Origin of the sequence: Bacteroides sp. AR29 (assembly GCF_900217715.1) — a bacterium.
Classification (GTDB): domain Bacteria; phylum Bacteroidota; class Bacteroidia; order Bacteroidales; family Bacteroidaceae; genus Bacteroides; species Bacteroides uniformis.
In genome coordinates this window covers 197,344-222,158 of the sequence record NZ_OBMS01000002.1, presented here as the reverse complement: position 1 = coordinate 222,158, position 24,815 = coordinate 197,344, and the positions used below count along the sequence as shown (strand labels likewise).

At 45.5% G+C, this 24,815-nt stretch carries 15 protein-coding genes; 8 read left to right on the top strand and 7 right to left on the bottom strand.

Annotated elements, in window-relative coordinates:
- Positions 1-13 precede the first annotated feature (13 nt).
- From CSD97_RS00745 to CSD97_RS00725, 5 genes are read right to left on the bottom strand one after another with little or no spacing between them, the layout of a single operon-like run.
- On the bottom strand, positions 14-1,030 hold the full coding sequence (locus CSD97_RS00745; protein WP_098031831.1) for a GRP family sugar transporter: 1,017 nt from the start codon (positions 1,028-1,030) through the stop codon (positions 14-16).
- Between the two features lie 36 nt (positions 1,031-1,066).
- Positions 1,067-2,491, bottom strand: a complete 1,425-nt coding sequence (locus tag CSD97_RS00740) for a fucose isomerase (RefSeq protein WP_098031830.1) — start codon at positions 2,489-2,491, stop codon at positions 1,067-1,069.
- Between the two features lie 38 nt (positions 2,492-2,529).
- Positions 2,530-4,008 carry a glycerol kinase GlpK gene (gene glpK / locus CSD97_RS00735; RefSeq protein WP_009037744.1) on the bottom strand — a complete coding sequence of 493 codons (1,479 nt, stop codon included), beginning with the start codon at positions 4,006-4,008 and terminating at the stop codon, positions 2,530-2,532.
- A gap of 29 nt (positions 4,009-4,037) precedes the next feature.
- On the bottom strand, positions 4,038-4,961 hold the full coding sequence (locus CSD97_RS00730; RefSeq protein ID WP_098031829.1) for a transketolase C-terminal domain-containing protein: 924 nt from the start codon (positions 4,959-4,961) through the stop codon (positions 4,038-4,040).
- A gap of 1 nt (position 4,962) precedes the next feature.
- Positions 4,963-5,796, bottom strand: coding sequence for a transketolase (locus CSD97_RS00725; protein WP_025836388.1), 834 nt, complete (start codon positions 5,794-5,796; stop codon positions 4,963-4,965).
- A 255-nt stretch (positions 5,797-6,051) separates the two neighbouring features.
- Here CSD97_RS00725 and ribB point away from each other — a divergent pair, with 255 nt between their 5' ends.
- Together ribB and CSD97_RS00715 are read left to right on the top strand one after the other, a co-directional pair.
- On the top strand, positions 6,052-6,666 hold the full coding sequence (ribB, locus tag CSD97_RS00720; protein ID WP_009037741.1) for a 3,4-dihydroxy-2-butanone-4-phosphate synthase: 615 nt from the start codon (positions 6,052-6,054) through the stop codon (positions 6,664-6,666).
- A gap of 17 nt (positions 6,667-6,683) precedes the next feature.
- Positions 6,684-7,445, top strand: coding sequence for a DeoR/GlpR family DNA-binding transcription regulator (locus CSD97_RS00715; RefSeq protein WP_009037740.1), 762 nt, complete (start codon positions 6,684-6,686; stop codon positions 7,443-7,445).
- 246 nt (positions 7,446-7,691) lie between these two features.
- On the opposite strand, the gene CSD97_RS00710 is transcribed toward CSD97_RS00715, so the two are convergent.
- On the bottom strand, positions 7,692-9,218 hold the full coding sequence (locus CSD97_RS00710) for a hypothetical protein (protein ID WP_009037739.1): 1,527 nt from the start codon (positions 9,216-9,218) through the stop codon (positions 7,692-7,694).
- A 138-nt stretch (positions 9,219-9,356) separates the two neighbouring features.
- Here CSD97_RS00710 and CSD97_RS00705 point away from each other — a divergent pair, with 138 nt between their 5' ends.
- Positions 9,357-10,457 (top strand): glycoside hydrolase family 43 protein, encoded by a 1,101-nt coding sequence (locus CSD97_RS00705; RefSeq protein WP_098031828.1) that lies wholly within the window; start codon positions 9,357-9,359, stop codon positions 10,455-10,457.
- A gap of 81 nt (positions 10,458-10,538) precedes the next feature.
- On the opposite strand, the gene CSD97_RS00700 is transcribed toward CSD97_RS00705, so the two are convergent.
- Entirely contained in the window at positions 10,539-12,536 is a 1,998-nt protein-coding gene (locus CSD97_RS00700) for a glycoside hydrolase family 2 (RefSeq protein ID WP_005830268.1), read from the bottom strand.
- Between the two features lie 244 nt (positions 12,537-12,780).
- On the opposite strand from CSD97_RS00700, the gene CSD97_RS00695 reads away from it, so the two are divergent.
- The 5 genes from CSD97_RS00695 (at position 12,781) to CSD97_RS00675 (ending at position 24,815) form a co-directional block, all read left to right on the top strand.
- Complete coding sequence (locus tag CSD97_RS00695) at positions 12,781-16,791, top strand: hybrid sensor histidine kinase/response regulator transcription factor (RefSeq protein WP_016272474.1); 4,011 nt, start codon at positions 12,781-12,783, stop codon at positions 16,789-16,791.
- Positions 16,792-16,910: 119 nt separating this feature from the next.
- On the top strand, positions 16,911-20,087 hold the full coding sequence (locus CSD97_RS00690) for a TonB-dependent receptor (protein ID WP_098031827.1): 3,177 nt from the start codon (positions 16,911-16,913) through the stop codon (positions 20,085-20,087).
- Positions 20,088-20,130: 43 nt separating this feature from the next.
- Positions 20,131-21,753, top strand: coding sequence for a RagB/SusD family nutrient uptake outer membrane protein (locus CSD97_RS00685; protein ID WP_005830278.1), 1,623 nt, complete (start codon positions 20,131-20,133; stop codon positions 21,751-21,753).
- Between the two features lie 40 nt (positions 21,754-21,793).
- Entirely contained in the window at positions 21,794-23,251 is a 1,458-nt protein-coding gene (locus CSD97_RS00680; RefSeq protein ID WP_005834641.1) for a glycan-binding surface protein, read from the top strand.
- Positions 23,252-23,381: 130 nt separating this feature from the next.
- A complete protein-coding gene (locus tag CSD97_RS00675) occupies positions 23,382-24,815 on the top strand; it encodes a cellulase family glycosylhydrolase (RefSeq protein WP_098031826.1) in 1,434 nt (477 codons plus the stop codon).

Genomic DNA, 24,815 nt, shown 5'->3' with positions numbered 1-24,815 from the left:
ATGAATTAAAATATCAGTTTGAAAGCGTAATCAGTACCAGCCCCACAACAAAGAGTACAAACATAGTCGCAATCATAGGTACAGTTCCTTTGGGAGCTCCTTTGAACTCTTTCCATACAAAGAATCCCCAAATCATGGCTACCACCGGTGCGGCATTGCTCAGCGCATAGGCTATGGCCGGATTGGCTGATCCGGCTCCCATAAAGCTGACCACCATACCGCTCATCCAGATAAAGCCGCCCAACATACCGATCAGGTGTGTACGGGTATCACCTTTCAGATAGTCCTTCATTGTGACCTTGTTTCCTTGAGCCGGATGACTCATGGCAAACGTATTGAAAATGGGAGTAGTGATAAGGACACCGGCGGCAAAGCAAAATACGCCGGTATAGGGAGTCAGTGTTCCCGTACCACCCGTTACATACTGAGGATTTAGTGATTTTACAACCAAGCCATAGAAGAACATAATGGCCAACCCCGCTACAATAGCCAATAAGATACCTTTTTTAGGAGTAGACGCCTGACTTGCCGACATCTTTCCATAAGCCTTGCCACAAATGCAGATGGCTATCACAATAACAGCTACTCCTATCCAAAGCAATGTCTGGTTTCCAGGGTATACTTCGCCAGCTAAAGATATCAGTAGATAATTAAAAATTATACCGCCTATCCAAGCTAAGCCCCCACCAATGGGAAAACCTACCGACATCCCAGCTACAGCAATGGCTGCTGTCAGAAAGATATTACCGAAATTCCATACAATACCGCCCAGGAGCGCATACTTCATACTATTCCAGTCCATTACTGCCAAATCCTCAAAGAAAGTACGACCTTCACTTCCCAAGTTACCCAATGTCAGGGCACCTAACAGAGCTGTGAAAAATAAACCGAAAGTCAAATCCCAGTAGAAAAGCTCAAAACTCCAGCTTTTCGATGTCACCATCTTCTGCGTATTCGCCCAAGAGCCCCAACAGAGGCAACAATAGACACAACACAGAATGGCCCCAATATAGTTGTCAACAAGTATCATAATTTATTTTCTGTTGTTTACCGTGTGTTTACCTATTTATTCATGCACATACAGATTCCACCCCAAATAACCCTCGATGGCCTCATTCAGAATATCCTTTACATCATTACGAACCATAGCCACATGATGTTCAAAACCATTCTTGCAAATATGTTTCATCAAAATCTGTAAGTTATCCACTTTGGTAACAGCTATACATCCATCCATTCCATACGGATCATCCGTGATTTCACCAGTACCCAAATAAGCCTTGATAACGCCTTTAGTATCATCAGTGGAAATACGGAAGAATGTGAAATCACCTTTAGTCACTTTGCCATATACAGCACCGAATGTATTGACCTTACCTAGCGTACGTCCCAGAACGCCAAGTGTACCAAGCTTTAAGTCATTTCTGACAAACGATTTCGGGAAATTACCGCAATGAGTACACACACATTTATTCCGGTCTTCCGCAAAATTATTGTTCCAGTCAAGTAATGCCGATTGACCTTGCGCTGCCAATGTCAAAGCATACATGGATACAGCACCGGCAATATCAACCTCACAAGCGGCAGGTAGTAGTTTTTCACCCAGCATACTCATTGTCACACAAGCTGCACAACCATAGTTCTGTTCCAAAGAGTCCCAGCACTGCACAGCCACAGCATCAATCTGATTGGCTTCAATCCACCGTTCTACAGCCACGCCAAACTTTGCCTGAAGCACTAGCTTGTCATTGTATTCTTTAGGAACTACTGCGTAGCACTTAATCTCTTCAAGTTTCTTCAGCAGTTCCACATCTGTATCCTCAATCTTACGGGCAGCACCGAGTATTTCAGAAAGATCGACAGGAACGACTGTAATACCACTCTTCTGCAACAGTTTTTCACTGGCACGTACCGTCTGAAAACCGGCTGGACGGGCACCGATAGCACCGACACGTGCATGGCGCAAACCATTGACCACACGACAGATACCGGCGAACTTATTAATATCCTTAGCCAATAGTTCAGAGTATATAGAATAGGTATGCAGCGTGGTATCTGTAAAAGGAATACCATATTGATACAAATTATTGCAAACAGAAATTTTACCACAGAAAGCATCACGGCGGCTGTCCAAGTCCACCTTGTCATTCTCGTCGTCACAGGCTTGTACCAAAATGGGAACATTCAAATCAGCCACACTGATAGCATTGATTATTCCAATCTCAAAGCCAAAGTTGGGTAGAGATACTATAATGCCGTCAATACGGTCACGATTTTGACGGAACAGTTCGGCACATTTCAATCCGTCTTCACGGGTTTCAATACTGCTACTGCCAGTAGGAGTAGCATCTTCAGGTAAAATTACATAGTCATAGCCTTCGTCTGCAAGTGTTCTCAACAGCTGTTTGCGAACATCTTTGGCCAATTCAGAATTAAAATAAGCACGAGTGCCGATAATTATACCGAAGCACATTCTTTCCTTGTTTTTCATCGTAAATAGTTGGTGTTAAAATTATACTTAGAAAATATTTATCCGATTAATTGATTTACTGCTTTCAGCCAGCCTTCACACCATTTCTCCATCAGTGGTAAGTTGCCCTGCGGTTCTATTCGGTAGCGGCTCCGGCGTAATACGGCCACTTGTTCAAAGCTCGTCCATATCTTGCGGGCCATTCCATTCATCACAACAGCTCCCAAAGCCGAGGCCTCCTCAACATCCGAACAATTGATCGGTACACGTAAACAGTCAGCCTGGAACTGCATTAAAAATTTATTTTTTGTAGGTCCTCCGTCAACCCTGATTTCTTTCAGTTTTATACCTGCCTGAGTGGTCATCGCTTTGACTAAATCATTAACTTGATAAGCTATGGATTCAAGCGCCGCCCTAAGAACATGTGGCTTCCCGGTACCTAAAGTCATCCCTAAAATGGCCGCCTTTATATCCCCTTGCCACCAAGGAGCACCCAGTCCGGCAAAAGCCGGTACAACATACACCCCTCCATTGTCTTCCACAGTAACAGCCAGTTCTTCTGCTTCATCGGGCGAACCGATCATCTGCAATCTCTGTTCCAACCACTTGATAGTACCGCCAGTACAATGAATATTCCCCTCAAAAGCATAGAACACTTTTCCAAGTGCGGCAAAACCTATGGAAGTGACCAATCCCCGAGGAGCTGTAGCAACCTTTTCGCCAATATTCACCATTACTGATGAACCGGTACCATAAGTGACCTTACCTAATCCCTCTTCAAAACACATCTGCCCAGTCAGTGCCCCATGCGAATCGCCCAATACACCGGCAATGGCAATAGGGCTCTTGAACAGCCCACCTACCGTAGTTTTTCCAAAAACAGCATCACAAGGCAACAATTCCGGCATCATGATTTTGGGTATAGTGAACAATTCCAACAAGTCATTATCCCATTGCATTGTATGAATATTCAATAAAAGGGTCCTGGAAGCATTCGTATAATCTGTCACATGGCGTTTACCATCGGTTAACTTCCAAATCAGCCACGTGTCAATGGTTCCCATCAATAAGTCTCCATTATCAGCAGCCTGACGGGCTCCCTCCACATTGTCAAGTATCCACTTCACACCACTAGCCGAGAAATAGGGGTCTAACAACAAGCCACTTCTTGCTTGTACAAACTCACTGTATCCTCTATTTTTCAAGTCATTACAGATATCAGCACCACGCATACATTGCCATACCACAGCATTGTATAGCGGTTTACCCGTATGTTTATTCCATACAACCACTGTCTCGCGTTGATTAGTGATAGCCAACGAATACATATTGTCTGCCGTTTCCTCTTCAATCAACTCAGCAATGCTTTTCAGCACATTCCGATAAATTTCTTCAACATCATGTTCCACCCATCCAGTTCGGGGATAATATTGTTCGTGAGTGACATTGACACGCTTCAGCATTTCACACCTCTCATTGAACAGCATAGCCTTGGTAGCCGAGGTGCTTTGGTCTATTGCAATTATCAAGTTTTTCATTTTAGGTATTATTAAAGGCTGATTATTTCTTACTTAAGGAAGTCAAGGGCAGTTTTCACGATACCAGGTGCATCCAACCCATAATGAGCAAAGATTTCGGAAGAACTCCCATGCACCACATTCTCGTCAGGAATCCCCAGAATTTTCACGGGTACGGGATTTTCGGAAATGATTTCAGTCACCATCGCTCCGAGGCCTCCATACTGACTATGCTCCTCAACCGTGATAATACGACCGGTTTCAGAAGCAGCTTTCAAAACAGCCTCCTCATCACAAGGTTTAATAAAGGACATATCCAGTACCCGGACTGAAATACCATATTTACGCAACTCCAAAGCCGCTTGATGTGCATGGTATACGGTTTCACCGGTTCCAATGATTGTCAAGTCGGTCCCGTCCAATAACATGTTTGCCTTACCTATGACAAAATCAAAATCATCGTTCTCATAGACATCAGGAACTGCTGCACGTCCTACACGAACATAAACCGGTTCAGGATAGTCAATCAAAAACTCAACCAGTTTTTTTGTCTGTCGGGCATCACAAGGCAACACAATATTCATACCGGGGAAAGTACGTAACACGGCAATATCATGCAAGCTATGATGGGTAGCCCCCAAAGCTCCGTAAGCTACTCCTCCACTTACTCCCAATATCTTTACGTTGTTCTGACTATAAGCCAAGTCTACCTTTACCTGTTCCAGACTGCGAGCCACATAAAAACATGCCGGGCCACACACAAACACTTTCTTTCCGCTATGAGCCAACCCGGCTGAAATACCCACAGCATCCTGCTCCGCAATACCACACTCCACGAATTGCTGTGGCAATTCTTTGGCAAAATCATTTAACGTCACCGAACCACGTGCATCCGTTGTCACAGCAATGATATCTTTGTCCATCCGGGCCAATGACAACAAAGTGTCGGTGAAACTTTTTCTGCAAGCTATCATATCAATTATATTCTAAATTTTTTATCCTTTCTGAAATTTCCCGAATAGCCAGTTCATACTGCTCGTTGTTCGGAACCCCATGATGCCATTTGGCCACTCCCTCCATAAAAGACACTCCCTTGCCTTTTGTTGTATGAGCCACCAGCAAATGAGGATGGTGATTTGCATAATCAATGGAACGGAAAGTCCGGATAATGTCTTCCATATCGTCACCATTCATATCCTTTACCTCCCAACCAAATGCCGTCCAACGGTCACGGATGTCATCAATCCCCATCACATCTTCCGTATCTCCACTAATCTGCAAATGATTACGATCTATTACAGCTACCAGATTATCCAGCTTGTACTGCCGGGCAGCCATTGCAGCCTCGTATATGGAACCTTCACCCTGCTCACCGTCTCCCATCAGCACATAGGTTTTATAATTCCTCTTATCCATTTTAGCTGCCATGGCTATACCCACCCCGACAGACAAGCCATGTCCCAAGGCTCCAGTATTCACTTCAATACCCGGAACTCCGATAGTGGGGTGCCCCGAAAGAATGGAACCATATTGCCCCAAGGTGTCCAAAATGCCTTCAGCCATGAACCCTCTGGATTCCAGCGTCACATACAAAGCCTCCACACAATGTCCCTTACTCAAAATGAAACGATCCCGCAAATTATCCTTAGGGTTACCTGCATCTACATTCATCACATCAAAGTAAAGAGCAGTAAGAACATTGAGGCAAGACAAGTCTCCACCGATATGTCCGGCTTTTGCTTTATAGATAATTTCAATTAATCTTTTTCGATTTCTTTCTGATTGAAGAATTAATTCTTTTGTTTTCATAGCTTATACACTTTCGTTTCCTTTGCAAAGGAAACAAAAGAAAAGCATAAATCGAAAGAAAACGAAAGATTTTCATTCCATATTAACATATTTTATGGCTAATAAGAAGGGAAAAGCAAATAAATAAAATATAAAACAAAAGCAAACGATAAAATAAAAGATAATTATTAGAATAAAAAAGAAGAAAAACAGTAAAAACGAACTTTCATTTGACTTTTTTTGACTACCTTTGCGAAAAAATTAAATGATTACACAATGCTCAATACTATAGACGAAGGAATCAAAGCGGTTCGGCAAGGAAAAATAGTGATAGTTGTCGACGATGAAAATAGAGAAAATGAAGGGGATTTTATCGTATCCGGCGAAAAAATCACCCCTGATATTGTCAATTTCATGATTACACATGGAAGAGGGCTTCTTTGTGTACCATTACCTCGTTCCCGTTGTGAAGAGCTTCAACTATACCCGATGTCGGAAGACAACACTTCTCTTTTGGGCACTCCGTTCACCATGTCTGTCGACCTGAAGGGCTACGGCTGTACAACGGGGGTTTCTGCCTATGACCGTTCTGCTACCATACGCGCTTTGGTTACTGGCAATATAAAACCATCGGAATTGGCACGTCCCGGACATATTTTTCCTCTCTACGGACATGAGAATGGAGTATTAGGACGCGACGGACATACAGAAGCCTTGCTAGACCTGACAAGAATGGCAGGATTGACACCCGGTGGCGCCCTCATTGAGATACTGAACCAGGATGGAACAATGGCTCGTTTGCCTCAATTACTTGAAATAGCAGAAAAGTTCCAGCTGAAAATTATAGCTATCAAAGATATCCAAGAGTATCGCAGGAACAACAAGATATAACAATATATAAAGTAGATATGGCACTAAACCAAAGAAGAGTCAAGATTTTGGACCTAATCCGCGAAGACGGACATGCAAAAGTTCAAGAATTAAGCAGGATTTTCAATGTTACGGATGTTACAATCAGACAAGACTTGGAAGCCCTTGAAAAATTAGGGTATATCCAAAGAGAACATGGTGGAGCTTTCCTAAAAGACGTAGGCTCATTTGCAAAAACCGGAAAGGTCTTCAACCAAAACCATATTGAAGAAAAAAGAGAAATAGCCCGAAAAGCGGTATCGTTTATCCGCGAAGGCGAATGCATCATTCTCGATTCAGGTTCCACCACTACAGAAATAGCCAAACTACTTACGCAATACAAAGAGCTCACTGTCATCACCAATGCACTGAACATAGCGTTGATATTGGGCGAAAATCCCGGTATCACCCTCATCGTGACGGGAGGAGAGTTCAAAGCGCCTACCCTTTCACTGACCGGAAAGATGGCAGCCGACTCACTCAAAGGTTTCCATGCCAACAAATTATTCCTCGCCACAGCAGGAATATCTCCGGACATGAGCCTGACTTATCCAAGCCTCAGCGACCTGATGGTAAAATCGGCCATGATAAAGGCTGCCGAAGAAGTCATCCTGGTAGCCGATTCTTCCAAAATCGGGATAAGCGCATTCGCAAGTTTAGGGTCGATAACTATGGTGAACTCCTTCATCACAGACAATCATATCTCGAAAGAGAATATTGAGAAAATGAAGGGGAAAAACATAAATCTCCTGATTGGATAATTGAAAGGGAAAAAGAGACCCGGCCCTCGTACCCATTTATATTATATTACAAATATAAGTACAATCTGCCTGTATTCCCATGCCTTTTCATCTCACTCACTGAACGAACCGGATTCAGTCAGGGACTGAAAGCCTTTCACTCAGGGACTGAATGCCATTCAGTCCTTGAGTCATTGCACCCCCTCTCAGAAGGTATCAGGAAGGAGGTATAGCAAACCACCCACCCCGTAAAAACAAGCAATAAAATTATAGGACATCCTCCTCTGAAAGCCGATATGCTTCCCTGACCACTTCCTGCGGATAGCCGCACATCTCGATAATCCGGATGGCATTACGTTCCGTCACCGGTCCCGGCTTCAACTTATAATCAAAAGACAATGTATTGTCGGCAACACACTCACAAAAATGAAACAATTCATATTCGTCCTCAAGTAAGGAAGCCAGTTCGACATCGTGAGTGGAAGCAAACACAATACTGTTCTTGTGCGCCAAAGCAGACAGCACAGCTTTGGCTATAGCTATCCGTTCCACCGTATTCGTCCCCTTGAACAACTCGTCCAGCAGGAAAAACCGCCAACACTCCTTTCCGGCTTCCAGCATCTCTCGAACAATTTGCACCTCCTGCAGAAAGAAACTTTTTCCCTCCATCAGACTATCCTCCAGATGGATAGCAGAATATAACGCAGTATCCATAGGAAAACGGAAACTGCGAGCAAAACAAGTATGGAGCACTTGTGCGGAAAGCAGGTTAAGTCCGATGGCACGGATAAAAGTTGTCTTACCGGACATATTGGAGCCGGTAACAAGGACAGATTTGCCACAGAGTGTAATGTCATTAGGGATACAACGTTCTATAAGCGGATGATAAAGCCCTTCTGCATGAAACGTTTCACCCTCGCTGCAAGCTTCCGGTAAAACATAATAAGGCAGCCCATTCCGGAGTTCGGAAACAGAGCAAAGCACATCCACCAATCCGAAATAGCGGAAAACCTCTTCAATCTGTTCCTGTCTACCCTGCAATAGAAAGAAAGCCTTGGAAACCGGAATAACTTCCCGCAGAAAAAACACATTCACTATCTCGGTGAAGAAATAAGCGAAAATGGCGATGTCGCTCTCCAGTCTGATACTGAAACGGAAAGTGGAAAGTTTCTTTCGCAACGGATGCAATGCCTGCAAAGTCTTTTGGATATCCCGATGCACGGATGCACACAACGGAATCTGTGCCAACTTCTCCGCTTGCCTGAGCAACTGCCATAACTGAGGAATGGAAAAGAAATAGCCCTGAATCCGCGCCTTGCTGCGATAGTGCAGTACCATGTTCACCAATACCGATGTGCACAAAATCCCCAAAACATAAAGCGAAGACGTAATGTAAACTATTCCCAACAAAACAAAAGGCGCGAATTGCAAGATAGTCAGCAAACGGTAAAAGCGGCGGGAATACACGGGATGGGAAATGGAGAATAGCGATGCAATGGTATAAGCATCCGGCGTATCCAGTTTCCGCAACTCCGACCGGATTTCTGCACGCAACTCCTTGTCAGCAGAAAGCTTACGAATCACTTCCTCTTGTTCCGAAATCTCCGAAAGACGGTTGTAATGCAACACGTCGTAGAGGTACTGTCGGCCCACACAAGAAGAGGTACGGTCAGCCCATTCGAAAAAATCATCCAGATTGAGGTCATCCCAGGTTTTCTGCGACACCAAATGTTCTGTCTCCCTCGCCGACCGGTACTCGTGGTATAGCGATATATCCGAAAATGACTGTTCCATCAAAGAATTATTTGGAATGATGCACAAAAATAATGAAAAGATTGCATTCTATCTAATTTCCTTGCTGCTTTCCCTATATTATGTTTACTTTGCGGATACAAACACTTTTCATTACTTCACCATTAAAATTATAACAAGATGAAACACACTTTTTTCACATTGACACTGTTTTTACTGGCCTTACTGTCAACATCATGCGGAAACAAGAAAGTAGCATATCAGAATCCCCTGCCCATGGCCTTCGGAGACCCGTTCCTACTGAAAGCTTCCGACGGCAAATACTATATGTACGGAACGGGCGGAGTATCGAACGGTTTTAAAGTATACTCCTCCGATGACCTGGTGACATGGACAGACGAGGGTCCCATCTATCAAGGCGGCACCTCCGACTCATGGGCCACCGACTGTTTCTGGGCACCCGAAGTGTATGAACGGGACGGCAAATACTACCTATGGTTCAGCGCCAACTGGAAGGAAAATCCCACTAAGGAGCAAGAGAACTTCCGTATCGGTGTAGCCGTAGCCGATAAGCCTACCGGCCCTTTCAAAGACCTGTTCAACCAACCGGTATTCGACCCCGGCTATCCTATCATCGACGCAAACATACTCTTTGACGATGCTTCCGGAAAGACCTACCTCTACTACTCCCGCTGCTGCTACAAACATGCCGTTGAAAGCGAAGTTTCAGCATGGGCTAAAGAAAAGGGCTGGTTTGACGAGATTGAGGAAAGTTGGATTTACGGCGTGGAACTGAAACCAGATTTCTCCGGTATCATCGGAGAACCGGTAGCACTGCTTTGCCCGCCCCAGACAATGGACGACCCTCAAGCGGAATGGGAGAACCGCTCGGTGACTTCACATGAAGTCAACAGACGCTGGACAGAAGGTTCGTATATCGTGAAGCACAAAAATCTTTACTATATGCTGTACTCTGCAAACTTTTTCGGAGGGAAAAATTATGCGGTGGGTTATGCTACCTCCCAGAACCCCTTAGGACCATTCACAAAAGCTGCCAACAATCCGGTGCTGCAAAAGAACACAGAGCAAGGCGGCATCGTGACCGGAACCGGGCATTGTATGCTCATCGACATTCACAATCGGCTCTACTGTGTCTACCATGGACGCACCGAAACCACCGGTGACGAACGAATGGTATTCATCGACCTCATAGACATCCAACCAGACGGGAAACTGGTAGTCCACGGACCGAATACGGATTTACAGAAAATCACATATTAAAGCTATCAGGCGCAGACTGTACAGCATTTCACGGTTCATTATTCCCCGTGGCTCTCCTATACATTCCGCGCCTGATGAAAATTAAAAAGGACATATCCATACACAACAATCCGCTCCATATTTGTTCCTGACTTCAATTCTATTTTCACCGGTATCCAATACAATGCCTTTCCATTCCAGTACATTTACGGAATCAGGTTTTGCAGTCCCATATGCTTTGCCATTGATATACAATTTGGCAGCTCCGCTATTGCTGAATACTTGCACATCAACGGTTTTGCGGGTTCTGTTTACCAATCGTTTTCCTGCGATATATACAAACTTATCTTCTTGATTCCAGTTTGCCTTATAAAAGTAAAAGGCATCTTTCTTTATTTTCCGGTCGTAAGTCACCAGCCCCTTATCGTTGCGTCCCATAATGGATCCCTCCCTACGGCCTGCCGCCGAAAAGTCGAACATGCACCAGATGAAGTTGCACCACAAGAATTCGCGTTCCTGAAGCTGTTTCCAATTCTCCACATGATAATAAGTCTGCCAGTTTTCGGGATGCCATTGCCCCCACGGTTCCGGATGCCTCAGCGAGTCCTCCTGCTGGAATACGCATGCCCCGGCACCATACTCGCTGATGCCCATCTTCCGCTCCGGATGTGCTGCATGCTCGCGGTCTATCCAGCGCCCCATGTCATCCATGTTGTCGCCATACCAGCCGAAATACTTGTTGAAAGCAATCAGGTCGGTGAATCCGTTGAAGTCGTCATCCTGATTACTGGCTCCCATAGTGGGACGGCTCGGGTCCAACTGACGGGCCAAAGCATGAAGCTCTGCCGCCATACGCGAAGGACGGTCCAGCCAACCGGAATTTATCTCATTGAACAGCCCCCAGAACAAAATGCAGGGGTGATTGTAGTTCTGTAAAATCAGTTCCTTCAATTGCAGGCGCAAGTTTTCATCATAAGCAGGATTATTCACATAAACATTGACAAAAGGAATCTCAGCCCATGCCACCAGTCCCCGCTTGTCCATCTGTTGATGCATGTATTTGGCTTGCGGATAGTGACAAAGACGCACGGCATTGCATCCCATTTCCTGCATCAAGTCCAAATCTTCATCATGGTCTTGCGGATAAAATGCCGAAGCGCGTTCTGCCCTATCCTGATGCCGGTTCACGCCATTCAAGCGATAAGGCTTTCCATTCAGGAAGAAACCTTTCTCCGCATCGGCATGAAAGTAGCGGAAACCTATCTCTTCTTCGCGGCGGTCTATCTCTTTTCCATCCTTACGCAATATCACCACTCCTTTATATAAATAGGGATTCTTCACTCCATCCCACAAATGAGGCCTTTCAAGCACTATGTCCATCATCACCTTTTTATCCTCACCCACCTCTGCACTGGCAACACGGCAAAGCAACTTTTCCTTGTCATATAGTCGAAACTCCACCTCGCAACCGGTCACAGTAGTTTCCCTTGCCGAAAGCAGTGCTTCAATTTTCAAATGGGCCTTTTTCTCCGATACATCGGACTGAGTGAAGAATACACCTGAAGAGGCATAATAAGCAGGTTCTATGCAGACATCCTCCGTCACCAGCAGTTCCACCCCCCGATACAACCCACCAAACATATTGAAGTCGCCGCAAATGGGAGCGACATCCATAGTCTGAGCATTGCTGACACGAATTTCCAATACACTTTCTGTTCCCGGGACCAGGAAATCAGTCAATTCTGCCACAAATGCCGTATAACCACCCTTATGTTGCATCACAAAATGATGGTCGATAAAAATGTCGGCAACCGTCTGTGCAGCCATCACTTTCAAGAAAAAACGTTTGCCCCGATAATGGGCAGGAACAGACAACTTACGACTGTAATTGCATAATCCCCTATAATAATCGGCATTGCCAAACATGCCATCGCCCGCATTCCAAGTGTGAGGCAAAGTAACCTTCACTATTTCCGAAGCAGGTGCCTGAAAACCCCGGTGGAAATTCCATCCTTCATTCAGTGGAATCACCTCTACGGCAAATACACATGTTGACAATATTCCCAAAGAGAATAAAAATAAAATGATGAATCTGTTCATTTTCGATAAAGTATTAGAAGGTTAATCATATTGGCAGGAACCAGTCCTTCCCTGCAAAGGTATGAAATAAATGTTGAATAATAAATGAGAAAAACACTTCAAGACACGCAAGACAACAAACGGATGGCATGTTTAAGACTTATACGACCGCGATGCAACATTACAGACCTATTAATGCAACATATTTACGTTTATTTAAATAAGATATTGCTATCTTTGAGAATTCAATTTCAGATTATATAGTATGTCTTTTACAAACTATTTACACAAATTAGTGTTCCCCCTCATTATTCTGTTACTGGCTTATCTGCCGTTAGCAGGACAAACTCCGTATGTATTTCGCCATCTGAAAGTAGAAAACGGGCTTTCAAACAATAACGTAAAAACCATATTGAAAGACTGTGAAGGCTTTTTATGGATAGGGACCGCCAATGGATTGAACCGATACGACGGATATAGCTTTAAAGTGTATCAACCCAAAGAAAAAGACATCCATTCTTTATTGTCTAACGACATCTGGAACTTACAGGAAGACGGTTTGGGCAATTTGTGGATTGGAAGCGAGGCAAGATATTGTATATACGACCGAGACAAAGACAACTTCATTACCGATATTCCCTCATACCTCCTTAAAATAGGCATCCAGATAAATGGTACCTACAAAGTACATGTTGACAAAAGACACAATTTATGGGTACTGCAAGGCCAAAATGCTTTTTACTTCAATTTTTCTCATAAAACCCTTAAAACATTCAAAATAGAAAACTTTCCAGAAGAAACTCCGGAACTGAGTATCAGCGATGATGGTGAAAACCTATATCTTCTTTGGAATTCGACCTTATTGAAACTAGAGAACAACGCAAAGAAATGTAAACGGGTAGATAACATCAGCTTACCCTCCAACTCTATTATCGAAAAGCACATATACACTGATTATCATGGAGGCATCTGGCTATATTCATATACCGATGAACAAATATTCTATAAGAAAAACATAAAATCGGAATGGAACCAAATCAAGCTCCATTCTAAAATAGAGACAAAAAGTAATGCGGTAAGGAGCATACTGGATGACTCGAACGGACATGTCTGGATAGGAACGGACCATAAAGGAGTATTCATTTATGACTACGTAAATGATAACCTTGTCAACCTCCTGAATACCCCTATGTCTTCCACATCCCTTGCTTCCAACAGAATAAATACAATCTACCGTGATGATTCAGGCGTCATTTGGTTAGGAAATTTCAAAAAAGGAGTTTCTTATTATCACGAAAGCTTCCATGAATTTATTGATACCCAGCATAAAGAATGCGGTGATATAGCCTCCATTTTAGAGGATAAGGCCGGAAACATTTGGCTGGGAACAGACGGGAACGGACTTTATGTAAAAGAAAAGCAAAAAGGATTTGCCATTCGCAAACTATCCATCCCCGACATAGCCATCATCAGTCTTCTCGAAGACCATAAAGGACGGATTTGGGCAGGAAGTTATCAAGACGGATTGTTCTGCTATGAGAACAACAGTATTCGCCATTTTACTCCAGAGAACAGCCAACTGCCATACAGTGGCGTATGGAGTATGAAGGAAGACCGATATGGAAACTTATGGATAGGTTATGTACTGGGAACTTTGGTTTGTTTTAATCCGGACGCAAATACTGCGACAAGTTATCTGCTGCCTGATGGGAATAATATCAATGTACTCAATATCTGTTATGACTATGGAGACAAAATGTATATCGGGACTACATACGGACTCTGTGTAATGGACATCGTGACGAGAAAACCCGAAATGATTTATGCCAATCGAAAAGAGACACAGCCATTCAAGCAACTCTTCATTTCCACTGTATTCAAGGACGACAGAGATATATTGTGGTTAGCCCATAAACAAGGATTGACTGCCTGGGACTTAAAAAATGATTCACTACACTGGTTCGACGTAAACAACGGATTGTGTGACAATCTCATTAACAGTATAACCCAAGACAATCATGGTAACATGTGGCTTGCAACAAGTAATGGATTGTCTATATTGGAAGTAACCCCGGACACCCAGGAAGGACTAGACTTTTCTTTCAAGAATCTTTCTACCAGAGACGGATTGCCAGAAAATCATTTCAACTCCCATTCCGCTTGTAAATTGTCCAGCGGAGATTTACTGCTGGGAGGCACCAGTGGCTATACATCTATAAATCCGAACAAGCTGACCGAAAAGAGCCGACCGCTGGCAAAGGTGTATTTTACAAATCTGACCATTGGCAATCAACATATAGAAGTAGACTCAATATATGAAGGGCGCAAACTATTAACAACTGTACTTGGCAGAGCCCCATCATTGTCTGTCAGATATGACGATTATTTAATCTCCATCGAATTTGCCGCAGGCGATTTGCTGAATGCTGATAAAATAAGATATGCCTATAAACTGAAAGGATTAAATACCCAATGGTACTATACAAACGAAAACAAAGTGGCTTTCACCACCCTTCCTCCTGGCAATTACAAACTATTGATTAAAGCTTGTAACAGTGACGGTATATGGAATGACGAAGCTAGTGAGTTGAATATAACCGTTTCATCTCCAATATATTTAAGTAATGTTGCTATCATCTTATACATATTGTTTGCCATTGGTATGATATCCTATGTAATATACCGATTCAAAAAGCATCACTACATAAGACTGGAGCAACAACGAGCAAAACTGGAGCAAGAACAAAAGTTGCTCCTGAATGAGATGAAGCTAAAGTTCTTTACAAATATAAGTCATGACTTACGTACACCACTGACGCTTATCATTAGCCCGTTACAAATGTTATTATCAGAAACCCTGGATGACGGAATACGCAAAAAACTAAATACAATCAATAAAAATGCACAGCTATTACTTACATCAATAAATTCTCTGCTTGATTTCCGGAAACTGGATGTAGGAGCCGAGACAGCCCATTACAAATCGGGAGATATTGTCAACTTTATCCGCGAGATTTGCAGTACTTTTCAAGAGTATGCTCTTGACCATACCATCAACTTCTGTTTCATGTGCGAAGTAGAAAACCTGAACATGTCCTTCGATCCGGTTAAAATAAAAAAAGTAATGAACAACTTGTTGTCCAATGCCTTCAAATACACTCCTGATAAAGGAGAAATCAATGTACATCTTTATCGCGAAGATGACAATGTATGTATCTGTGTGGCAGACAACGGACAAGGTATCATAGACAAAGACAAGAAACATATCTTCGAACGTTTTTATCAAGTGCAACAAACTTCGGAAAAAACCGGCAGTGGAATCGGCCTGCATATTGCAAACGAGTATGTACATCTACACAAAGGAACAATCTCCGTTACAGACAATTTTCCTAAAGGTTCCGTATTTACCGTTAAATTGCCTATCGTCACATATGCCAGTGAAAAGGAGGAATTACTTCCGGAACTGCTAAACAATGACAAAGCTCCGAATGAGCTTCCCGTTCCAAATGCGGAAGAATTGCGGTATACCATCTTGTTGGTGGACGACAACAAGGATTTCTGTAGTTTCATGTCTGAATACCTGTCCGATGAATACGCCATACAGGTTGCCTACAATGGAGCAGAGGCATTGAAGATATTAGAAAAAAACAGTGTCAATATTGTAATAAGCGACATCATGATGCCAGTGATGAATGGAACAGAGCTATGTCGGCAAATCAAAACAAACATGCAATGGTCCCACATTCCCGTTATATTGCTTACAGCCCGTATGGCAGAAGAATACAAAAGTGAAGGATTTGAGCAAGGAGCCGATGACTATATCGTAAAGCCTTTTGACTTCAAATTACTAAAGCTGCGCATCAGGAAATTTATTGAATGGACAGAAAAAAGCCATCGTAAATTCAGTCAGAAAATAGAAGTGACACCTAATGAAATAACAATCACTCCACTAGACGAACAATTTATTGAAAAAGCTATCAAAATAGTAGAAGAGCGCATGAGTGATTCCGACTTCTCTGTGGAAATGTTAGGAGCAGAATTGGGGTTGAGTCGTAGCCATCTCTACAAAAAGCTGATGTGTATCACCGGTAAAGGTCCGGCAGAATTCATCCGGATTATCCGTTTGAAGCGCAGTAAGCAACTTCTAAAGGAAAGCCAGAAACAAATTGCAGAAATTGCCTATGAGGTGGGATTCAGTTCTCCAAAAAGGTTCACTGTAAACTTCAAGAATGAATTTGGAATATCACCATCTGATTACATCCGCAGTCTAAAATGATAACTTGAAACATAAAGGTATGTTATTTGAGACATGATAGACCTATGCTATTATGATAACTTTCCATATTTGCAGTAGCTTTTAATAACAGTTATTTTTAAATCTTAAATTAAAGTATTATGAAGTTACACGCAAATGTATGCTCTCAATGGGAATGGACAAAATTGAGACAATTGCTTGTTATCGTGTTACTAGGTTTGGGTATTGTTTCCACGTATGGACAAACCAAAACAGTATCCGGTATCGTTAAATCAGAATCGGGCGGTGAGCCACTTGTAGGAGCCACCGTCAAAGTGAAAGAAACCAATACGGGCGGCATTACCGACATCGACGGCCGTTACACCATCCAGGCAAATCTGGGACAAACATTGATAGTCTCTTACATCGGCTACCGCACCAAAGAGGTGAAAGTAGAGCGCACCACCCGCATCGACATACTGCTGCAAGAAGACAATGAGATGCTGGACGAAGTAGTAGTAGTGGGATACGGTACGATGAAACGCAGTGACCTGACCGGTTCCGTAGTCAGCGTGACGGGTGACGAACTGAAAAAGTCCGTAGTCACCTCGCTCGACCAAGCTTTGCAAGGACGTGCCGCCGGTGTGCAGGTGACCCAGAATTCCGGAACTCCGGGTGGCGGTATCTCGGTCAGCATCCGTGGTATCAACTCCTTGAACGGCAACGAACCGCTCTACGTTATCGACGGTGTAGCCATCTCAGGCAACAACACCAGCAACAGCAGCGTGCTCAGTTCCATCAACCCTGCAGACATCGTTTCCATGGAAGTATTGAAAGATGCATCGGCCACAGCCATCTATGGTAGCCGCGCCTCCAACGGTGTAGTACTCATCACCACCCGTCAGGGCGACGAGGGCAAAACGAAGGTCTCCTACGAAGGTTACTATGCCTTGCAACAGCTTCCCAAGAAACTGGAAACACTGACACTCCCCGAATATGCAGTTTACCAGAACCTCCGCGCCGCCACCATCGGCTTCGGTGCACGCGAAGAGTTCAAAGACCCCTCACTCCTCAGCCGCGGTACCGACTGGCAGAATGAAATCTTCCGCACTGCCCCGATGCACAACCATCAGATAAACATCTCCGGAGGTTCGAAGAGCATGAAATACTCGCTCTCCGGCGGCTACATGCAGCAAGACGGTATTGTATTCGGTTCGGACTTTGAGCGTTTCTCTTTCCGCGTCAACATGGACAACGACATCAACAAGTGGCTCACCACCGGCTTGCGCGCCTCCGTAGCCCGTACACAGCAGACCAACAACGTAGACGGTTCGGGTGCCATCTACAATGCCCTGAACCAGCTCCCCGAAGTGCCTGCCCGCAACCCGGACGGCAGTTTCGGCATGCAGACGGAGAACATGTATGGAACTTACTTCTCCAACCCCCTCTCCGACCTTATCCAAAATGAAAACTATAGTCGCAACACACAAGTCTATGTCAACGCCTTTGCCGACATCAAGCTGTGGAAAGGACTCGTATTCCGCACGGAATATGCCGCCAACTTCAATTACAGCAACGACTATAAGTTTACCCCCTCCTACGACTACGAGCACTTCAAGCAGCAGTCGTCAGCAAGCCGTGGAGCCGGCAACGGAAGCAACTGGACATTGAAAACTTACTTTACTTATAATAATACCTTCGGCAAACACGGCCTCTCTGCCATGCTGGGACACGAAGCGCAAGAAAACAAGTACGAGTCGCTGAGCGGCAGCCGTACCAACTTCCTCTTCAACTCCGTACACGAACTGGATGCGGGTGATGCCACAACAGCAAAAGCCAACAGTTCCCGTGGTTCATCCGCCATCGAATCATACTTCGGCCGTCTGAACTACAACTACGACGACCGCTACTTGCTGACCGCTACGCTCCGTGCCGACGGTTCGTCTTCGTTTGCCAAAGAAAGTCGTTGGGGTTGGTTCCCTTCGGTAGCATTGGCTTGGAAAGTCAACAACGAAGCTTTCCTCAAAGATGTGGAAGCCATCAACTCACTGAAACTCCGCCTGGGTTGGGGTGTAGTAGGTAACCAATGGGCGGGTTCCTATGCCTACGGCGTCACCATGGCTTCGGCAGCCTCCATCTGGGGTACTGGTTTCTATGCAGGCAACTATCCTAATCGTGAACTGAAGTGGGAAGAAACAAACTCCTTCAATGTAGGACTCGACCTCGCCCTCTTCAACAACCGCATAGAGTTCATCGCCGATGCTTATTACAAGAAAACGGACAATCTGCTGATGCAAGCTTCTCTTCCTACCTACGTAAGCGGTCTGATTCGTGCACCGTGGGTCAATGCCGGTGCCATGACCAACAAAGGTGTAGAATTTACCCTGAACACGCACAACATCCAGACACGTGATTTCACCTGGACCTCAGGACTCACCTTCTCCATCAACCACAACGAAGTGACGAAGCTCTACTCCGAATCATCCGCTATTTCGGGAATCAACGGTTCGGAAACACTGACCTACACCATGGTGGGCGAACCGGTCGGGCAGTTCTACGGCTATAAAGTAATCGGTATGTTCAAGGAAGAAGGAGATTTCTACAAGAAAGGTGCCGACGGCAACTTCCTGCTCGACGAAACGGGCAACCGCATCCAAGTAGCCATCCCGAAAGACCAGACCATCGGCAAATCGGGCATCTGGGTAGGTGACTACATCTATGAAGACCGCGACAACAACGGTGTAATTGATGAGAAAGACCGCACGTTCCTCGGCAATCCGGCACCCAAATTCACGTTCGGCTTCAACAACTACCTTTCTTATAAAGGATTTGACCTCAACATCTTCCTGAACGGCTCGGTGGGCAACAAGGCTATCAACCTGATTCGCCGCACCTTCACCGATCCCATGCGTAACAGCAACCTGCTGAAAGAAGCTACCGGCATTGCCCAAATCGCCATGCACGACCCCGAAGTGGGCGACGAGGTACTTTCCAATGTTTACGTGGCCAACGCCGATGCAGCCAAAGTACAACGCATCACTACCAGTAGCGCCAACGACAACAACCGTATCTCCGACCGCTTTGTTGAAGACGCTTCCTACCTCCGCATAAAAAACATCTCGCTGGGGTACACCTTCCCACAGAAATGGTTGCGCCGTTTGCAGATAGACCATCTGCGCCTCTACGTCAACATCCAGAACCTCTGTACCATCACAGGCTACAAAGGCTACGATCCCGAAATAGGCGCTTTGAACTACAATGTATTGCTACGTGGTGTGGACGATGCGCGCTATCCTTCGCAACGTATCTATACATTTGGCCTTAACTTCAATTTCTAATGAGCCAGACAAATCATTTATCATTTAAAATCTCAATATAGTTATGAAACACAGATTTCTAACCCTTATATCATCGCTCCTTCTGCTTACGGCATGCAGCGACTCATTTTTGGAACGTGCTCCCGAAGGAAACTACGTAGATGTGACATACTACACTTCCGACGATGCACTCGAACAAGCCACTGCACCGCTTTACAACCGTGCATGGTTCGACCTCAACTCCCGCGCCATCGTGCCGCTGGGCAGTAACCGTGCCAACGATAACTTCAGTCGCTGGGGAGCTCCCGAGTTCACCAACTTCAAGGTGACAGCCCTGAGCGAAAACCTTGCCAATGCATGGACAGGTTTCTACTCGGTCATTACAATGGCCAATGCAGTTATCAGTGATGTGCAGACCAAATGTAGCAACAGCGTAAGCGAACGTGCCAAGCGCACAGCCATTGCCGAAGCCCGCCTGATGCGTGCTTGTGCCTACTTCTACATGGTTCGCCTCTGGGGACCGGTTATCATCATCGAAGACAACGACAAAGTGGTTGCCAATCCCATGCAACCGCTCCACCGCGAAGAAGATGTGCTGGAACTCGTTATTCGTGACCTCACTTATGCAGTCGAGAATCTTCCTGAAGTGGCAACCGCCAAAGGACGTGTCAACGCATGGGGTGCAAAAGGCATGCTTGCCAAAGTCTACCTCGCCCGCTCAGGCTGGAAAGGAGGCACACGCGACAACGCCGACCTGGAGAAAGCCAAGGAACTGGCCGCCGACGTGATAAACAACAGCGGCATCAGCCTTTACGAAAACTATGAAGACCTCTTCAAGTATAAGCACAACAACAATCCCGAATCGCTCATTGCCATGCAGTGGGTGCCACTGGGTGATTGGGGCGTATGCAACACTCTGCTTGCCGACCTCGCCGGCAACAGCAAGATGACCGGCGGTGTAAACGTATGGAGCAGCTATCAGGCAAGTATAGATATGCTCCAGCAATATGAGTTGGGCGACACTATCCGCCGCAACGCCACCTTTTGCACACCGGGTACATACTATTCATACATCTGCATTGCCGACGGTGGTTATACTTACGACGGCGCCACCTCTTGCATTAAAAAAGGTGTACCGGGCGGTCCGGACGACGACAATGACGGTTATATCCAGTCCATGAACTCTCCGCTCAACACCTACATCCTACGCCTTGCCGATGTTTACCTGACCTATGCCGAAGCTTGTCTGGGCAACAGCGAAGAACTGGCCGGTGGTCCCGGCCTGGAAGCATTGAACCAGGTGCGCGACCGTGCACGTATCCCCCGCAAGGAACGCGTAACCTTCGAAGACATCATTCGCGAACGCCGCGTAGAGTTCTCGATGGAGTATTGTAACTGGTATGACATGGTATCGTGGTATCACTGGAAACCCGACTACATGCTGAATTACTTCCAGAACCAACACCGCGGCTACACAGTAGACCTCATCGTGAAAGACGAAGACGGTTACCTCCACTTCGGCAAGAAAGAAGGCGACACTTTCCTCGAAGGCATAGAAAATTGGCAGGAACCGGGCGAGAACATCGAAATCCACCACGGCAACATCCTGATGCCTTATCCGGAAAGCGATGTCATCCAGAATCCGCTACTGAACGAAGAACCGGTAGCATACGAATTCAGTGAATAAACCAAGTTATACATTCATTATCTCAAATAACGACTTTAATATGAAATATATACATTTTCCTTTTGTGTTGCTCACCATCCTGTTGGCATGCAACCTTTTCACCGCCTGCAACGATGACGAGGGCGGCGGTGTTCCCGTAATCCACCACATCCGTCTTGTCGACCCAGAGAAGGCCGACAGTACGTTCACCGATGTAAATCCGGGCACCATGATTGTAGTCATCGGCGAAAATCTGAATGATGTGCGGAAAGTGTTCATCAACGAACAAGAAGTTTCGTTCAATAGCAACTACGGCACTTCCACCAGTCTCATCCTCACTATCCCCGGCGAATTGCAACTGACGGGTGCCAACCCCGAACTGAAAGGCGAACTGCGTATCGAGACCTCGCACGGCATTGCCACGTACTCCATGCATGTACTCTCGCCCGCACCCTACATCACCCGTGTAGCCACAACCTTCCCCGTGGAGACGGGCACGCCTCTGCGCATCGTGGGCGGTAACTTCTACGAAATTCAGCGCGTTTATTTCACCACTGCCGTAGACGACATCACCAATGCACCTGTTTCGGTAGAAGTAACGGACTACACGGTAAACAAGAACTTTGACGAAATATCATTCAATGCTCCCGCAGGCCTGATTGATGAAGGCAGTCTGGTAGTGGAGTGCTATACCGCATCCGCATTTACTCCCTTCCGTCGCACAGCCCTCCCACCAAGTATCAGCAAGGTAAGCTCCATGATGCCTATCACGGGTACCACAGTTACCGTACTGGGACAGAATTTTATGGATATCGCCTCCATCACAATGGGCAATCGCTCGGTAGATCTCTCTACTGTTACCGTAAGCGAAGCTAACGATATGCTTACCTTTACCATGCCGCGTGCACCGCAAGGCACTTGCTCACTCGCCATTACCACAATGGGCGGTACTGCCGAAGTTCCGGGCTTCTATCCTTTGGAGAATATAGTATTGAACTATGACAACATCGGTTGGTTCTCCTGGGGCGGGCAAGCTGTACCCGTCACTGCCGACGGTACAGCAGCTCCTTTCTTCTCGGATGGTAAATGCTACAGCATATCAGGGGAACTTTCAGCATGGAATTACTGGTGGGGCCAATTGCAGAACGGTGCCGTATGGGGCATTGACACAGCCTTCCTGCCTACCGATACACCGACTTCCGAACTGGCTTTGCAGTTCGAATGCTTCGTGGCAGTGGAATATGGCGAAGGTCCTGTATTCCGCATCTACCTCAAAGGGAATGAGGCTCACAACTACACGAACTATCGTCCGGTGAGCGACTTCACCGGAAAAACCGAAGTAGGCCAATGGATGCAGTGCAGCATTCCGCTCTCCGAACTGGTAGACGAAACCACTTGGGGCGAGTTCCAAAAACGTGACGGTGACGAGTTGGCACTCCAGATGACAAATCCCAGCGAAAACGGTCCATACAACATCGAAATGTATTTTGATAATTTCCGAGTTGTCAAGATACAATAATTTGAATTAAATTCTGGCACAGGATTACACAAAGTGACACCTTCTTTTAAACTCTTAGACGCTGATTCAATTGAATCAGCGTCTAAAAATAAATACACCGAAATTATTAAAACGAAATTTTACCGATACCATGACACAAATCTTCAAGAAAACCTTATTAACCAGCCTGGTTCTATTTCTGATGACAGCTTGCTCTGACGATAAAAAGGAGCTGAAAATCATCGTAGAGCCTACTTCTTTCCATTTTGAACAAACGGGTGGTAGCAAGAAATTCGGTATCACCCCCAATGAACCAGCCACTTTCCAAAGTTCGGAAGCATGGTGCAAAGTAACCTCGGAAAGCAGCACTCCCGTACAGGCAATCTATAACATAACCGTAGAACCCAACACTACGCCCGACGTGCGCAACGCCATCATCACCGTCAGCGTAAAGGAGCATATACAAGAAATCAACGTGGAGCAGGTGGCCTATATCCAAAGCGATGAACCGGAAAAATACACTGTACGCGAGAATCTCACAACCCACCAACTGATTAACGAAATGGGACTGGGCATCAACCTAGGCAACACGCTGGATGCCGTGGGCGACTGGATAGACCCAAGCAACATTCTCAATTACGAACAAGCATGGGGAAGCCCTATTATCACACAAGAAATCATTGAAGGATATGCCAAAGCGGGCTACTCATCTCTGCGCATACCGGTCAGCTGGGGCAATCTGCTGTCCGACGACTTCAAAGTGCATCCTGACCTGATGGACCGCGTAGAGAAAATCCTAAACTGGACCCTCGACTGTGGCATGGTGGCTATCATCAATATCCACCACGAAAACGAATGGATTAAACAAGTACCCACCGACAGCAAAGCAAAAGAAAAATTCACTTCCATCTGGAAACAGATATGTGAACGCTTCGAAAAGTACGGTGACCACTTACTGTTCGAGCCAATGAATGAAATCGGATACGATGAGATTTGGACTCCGTGGGGCGGTAGTGAAGCCGACAAGGCAAAGGCACTGGGATACGTGAACGACCTCAACCAGCTCTTTGTCGACATAGTAAGAAACAGTGGCGGCAACAACGCCAAACGTCATCTGTTGGTGGAAATCTACAACACCAACTTGGAGTATGCTTACGACCCCTTGTTCAAGATGCCGAATGATCCCGCAAACCGACTTGCTCTTACAGTGCATTACTATACTCCCGCAAACTTTGCCATACTGGGTGGAGGCGAGGTTGTCGATTGGGGTGTAGGCCGGGAAAGCTGGGGAACGGAAGCTGACTTCAAGGAACTGAACGACAATATGGACCTACTGAAGAAGAATTGCGTAGACAAAGGAATCCCCGTCATCATAGGCGAATATTGCGCCGACTCCAGAAACAGAACAAAGGAAGTGATAAGACTCTTCTGTGTTTCCGTAACCGAAGCCATCTACTCGCGCGGCATGTGCCCAATGCTATGGGACACTCCGGGGGGACAATACAACCGACAGACTTGCCAGTTCGACGACCCTCTCTTCTTAGAAGAAATGATGGCTATTCCGGTTAAATATCCACGGAATTAA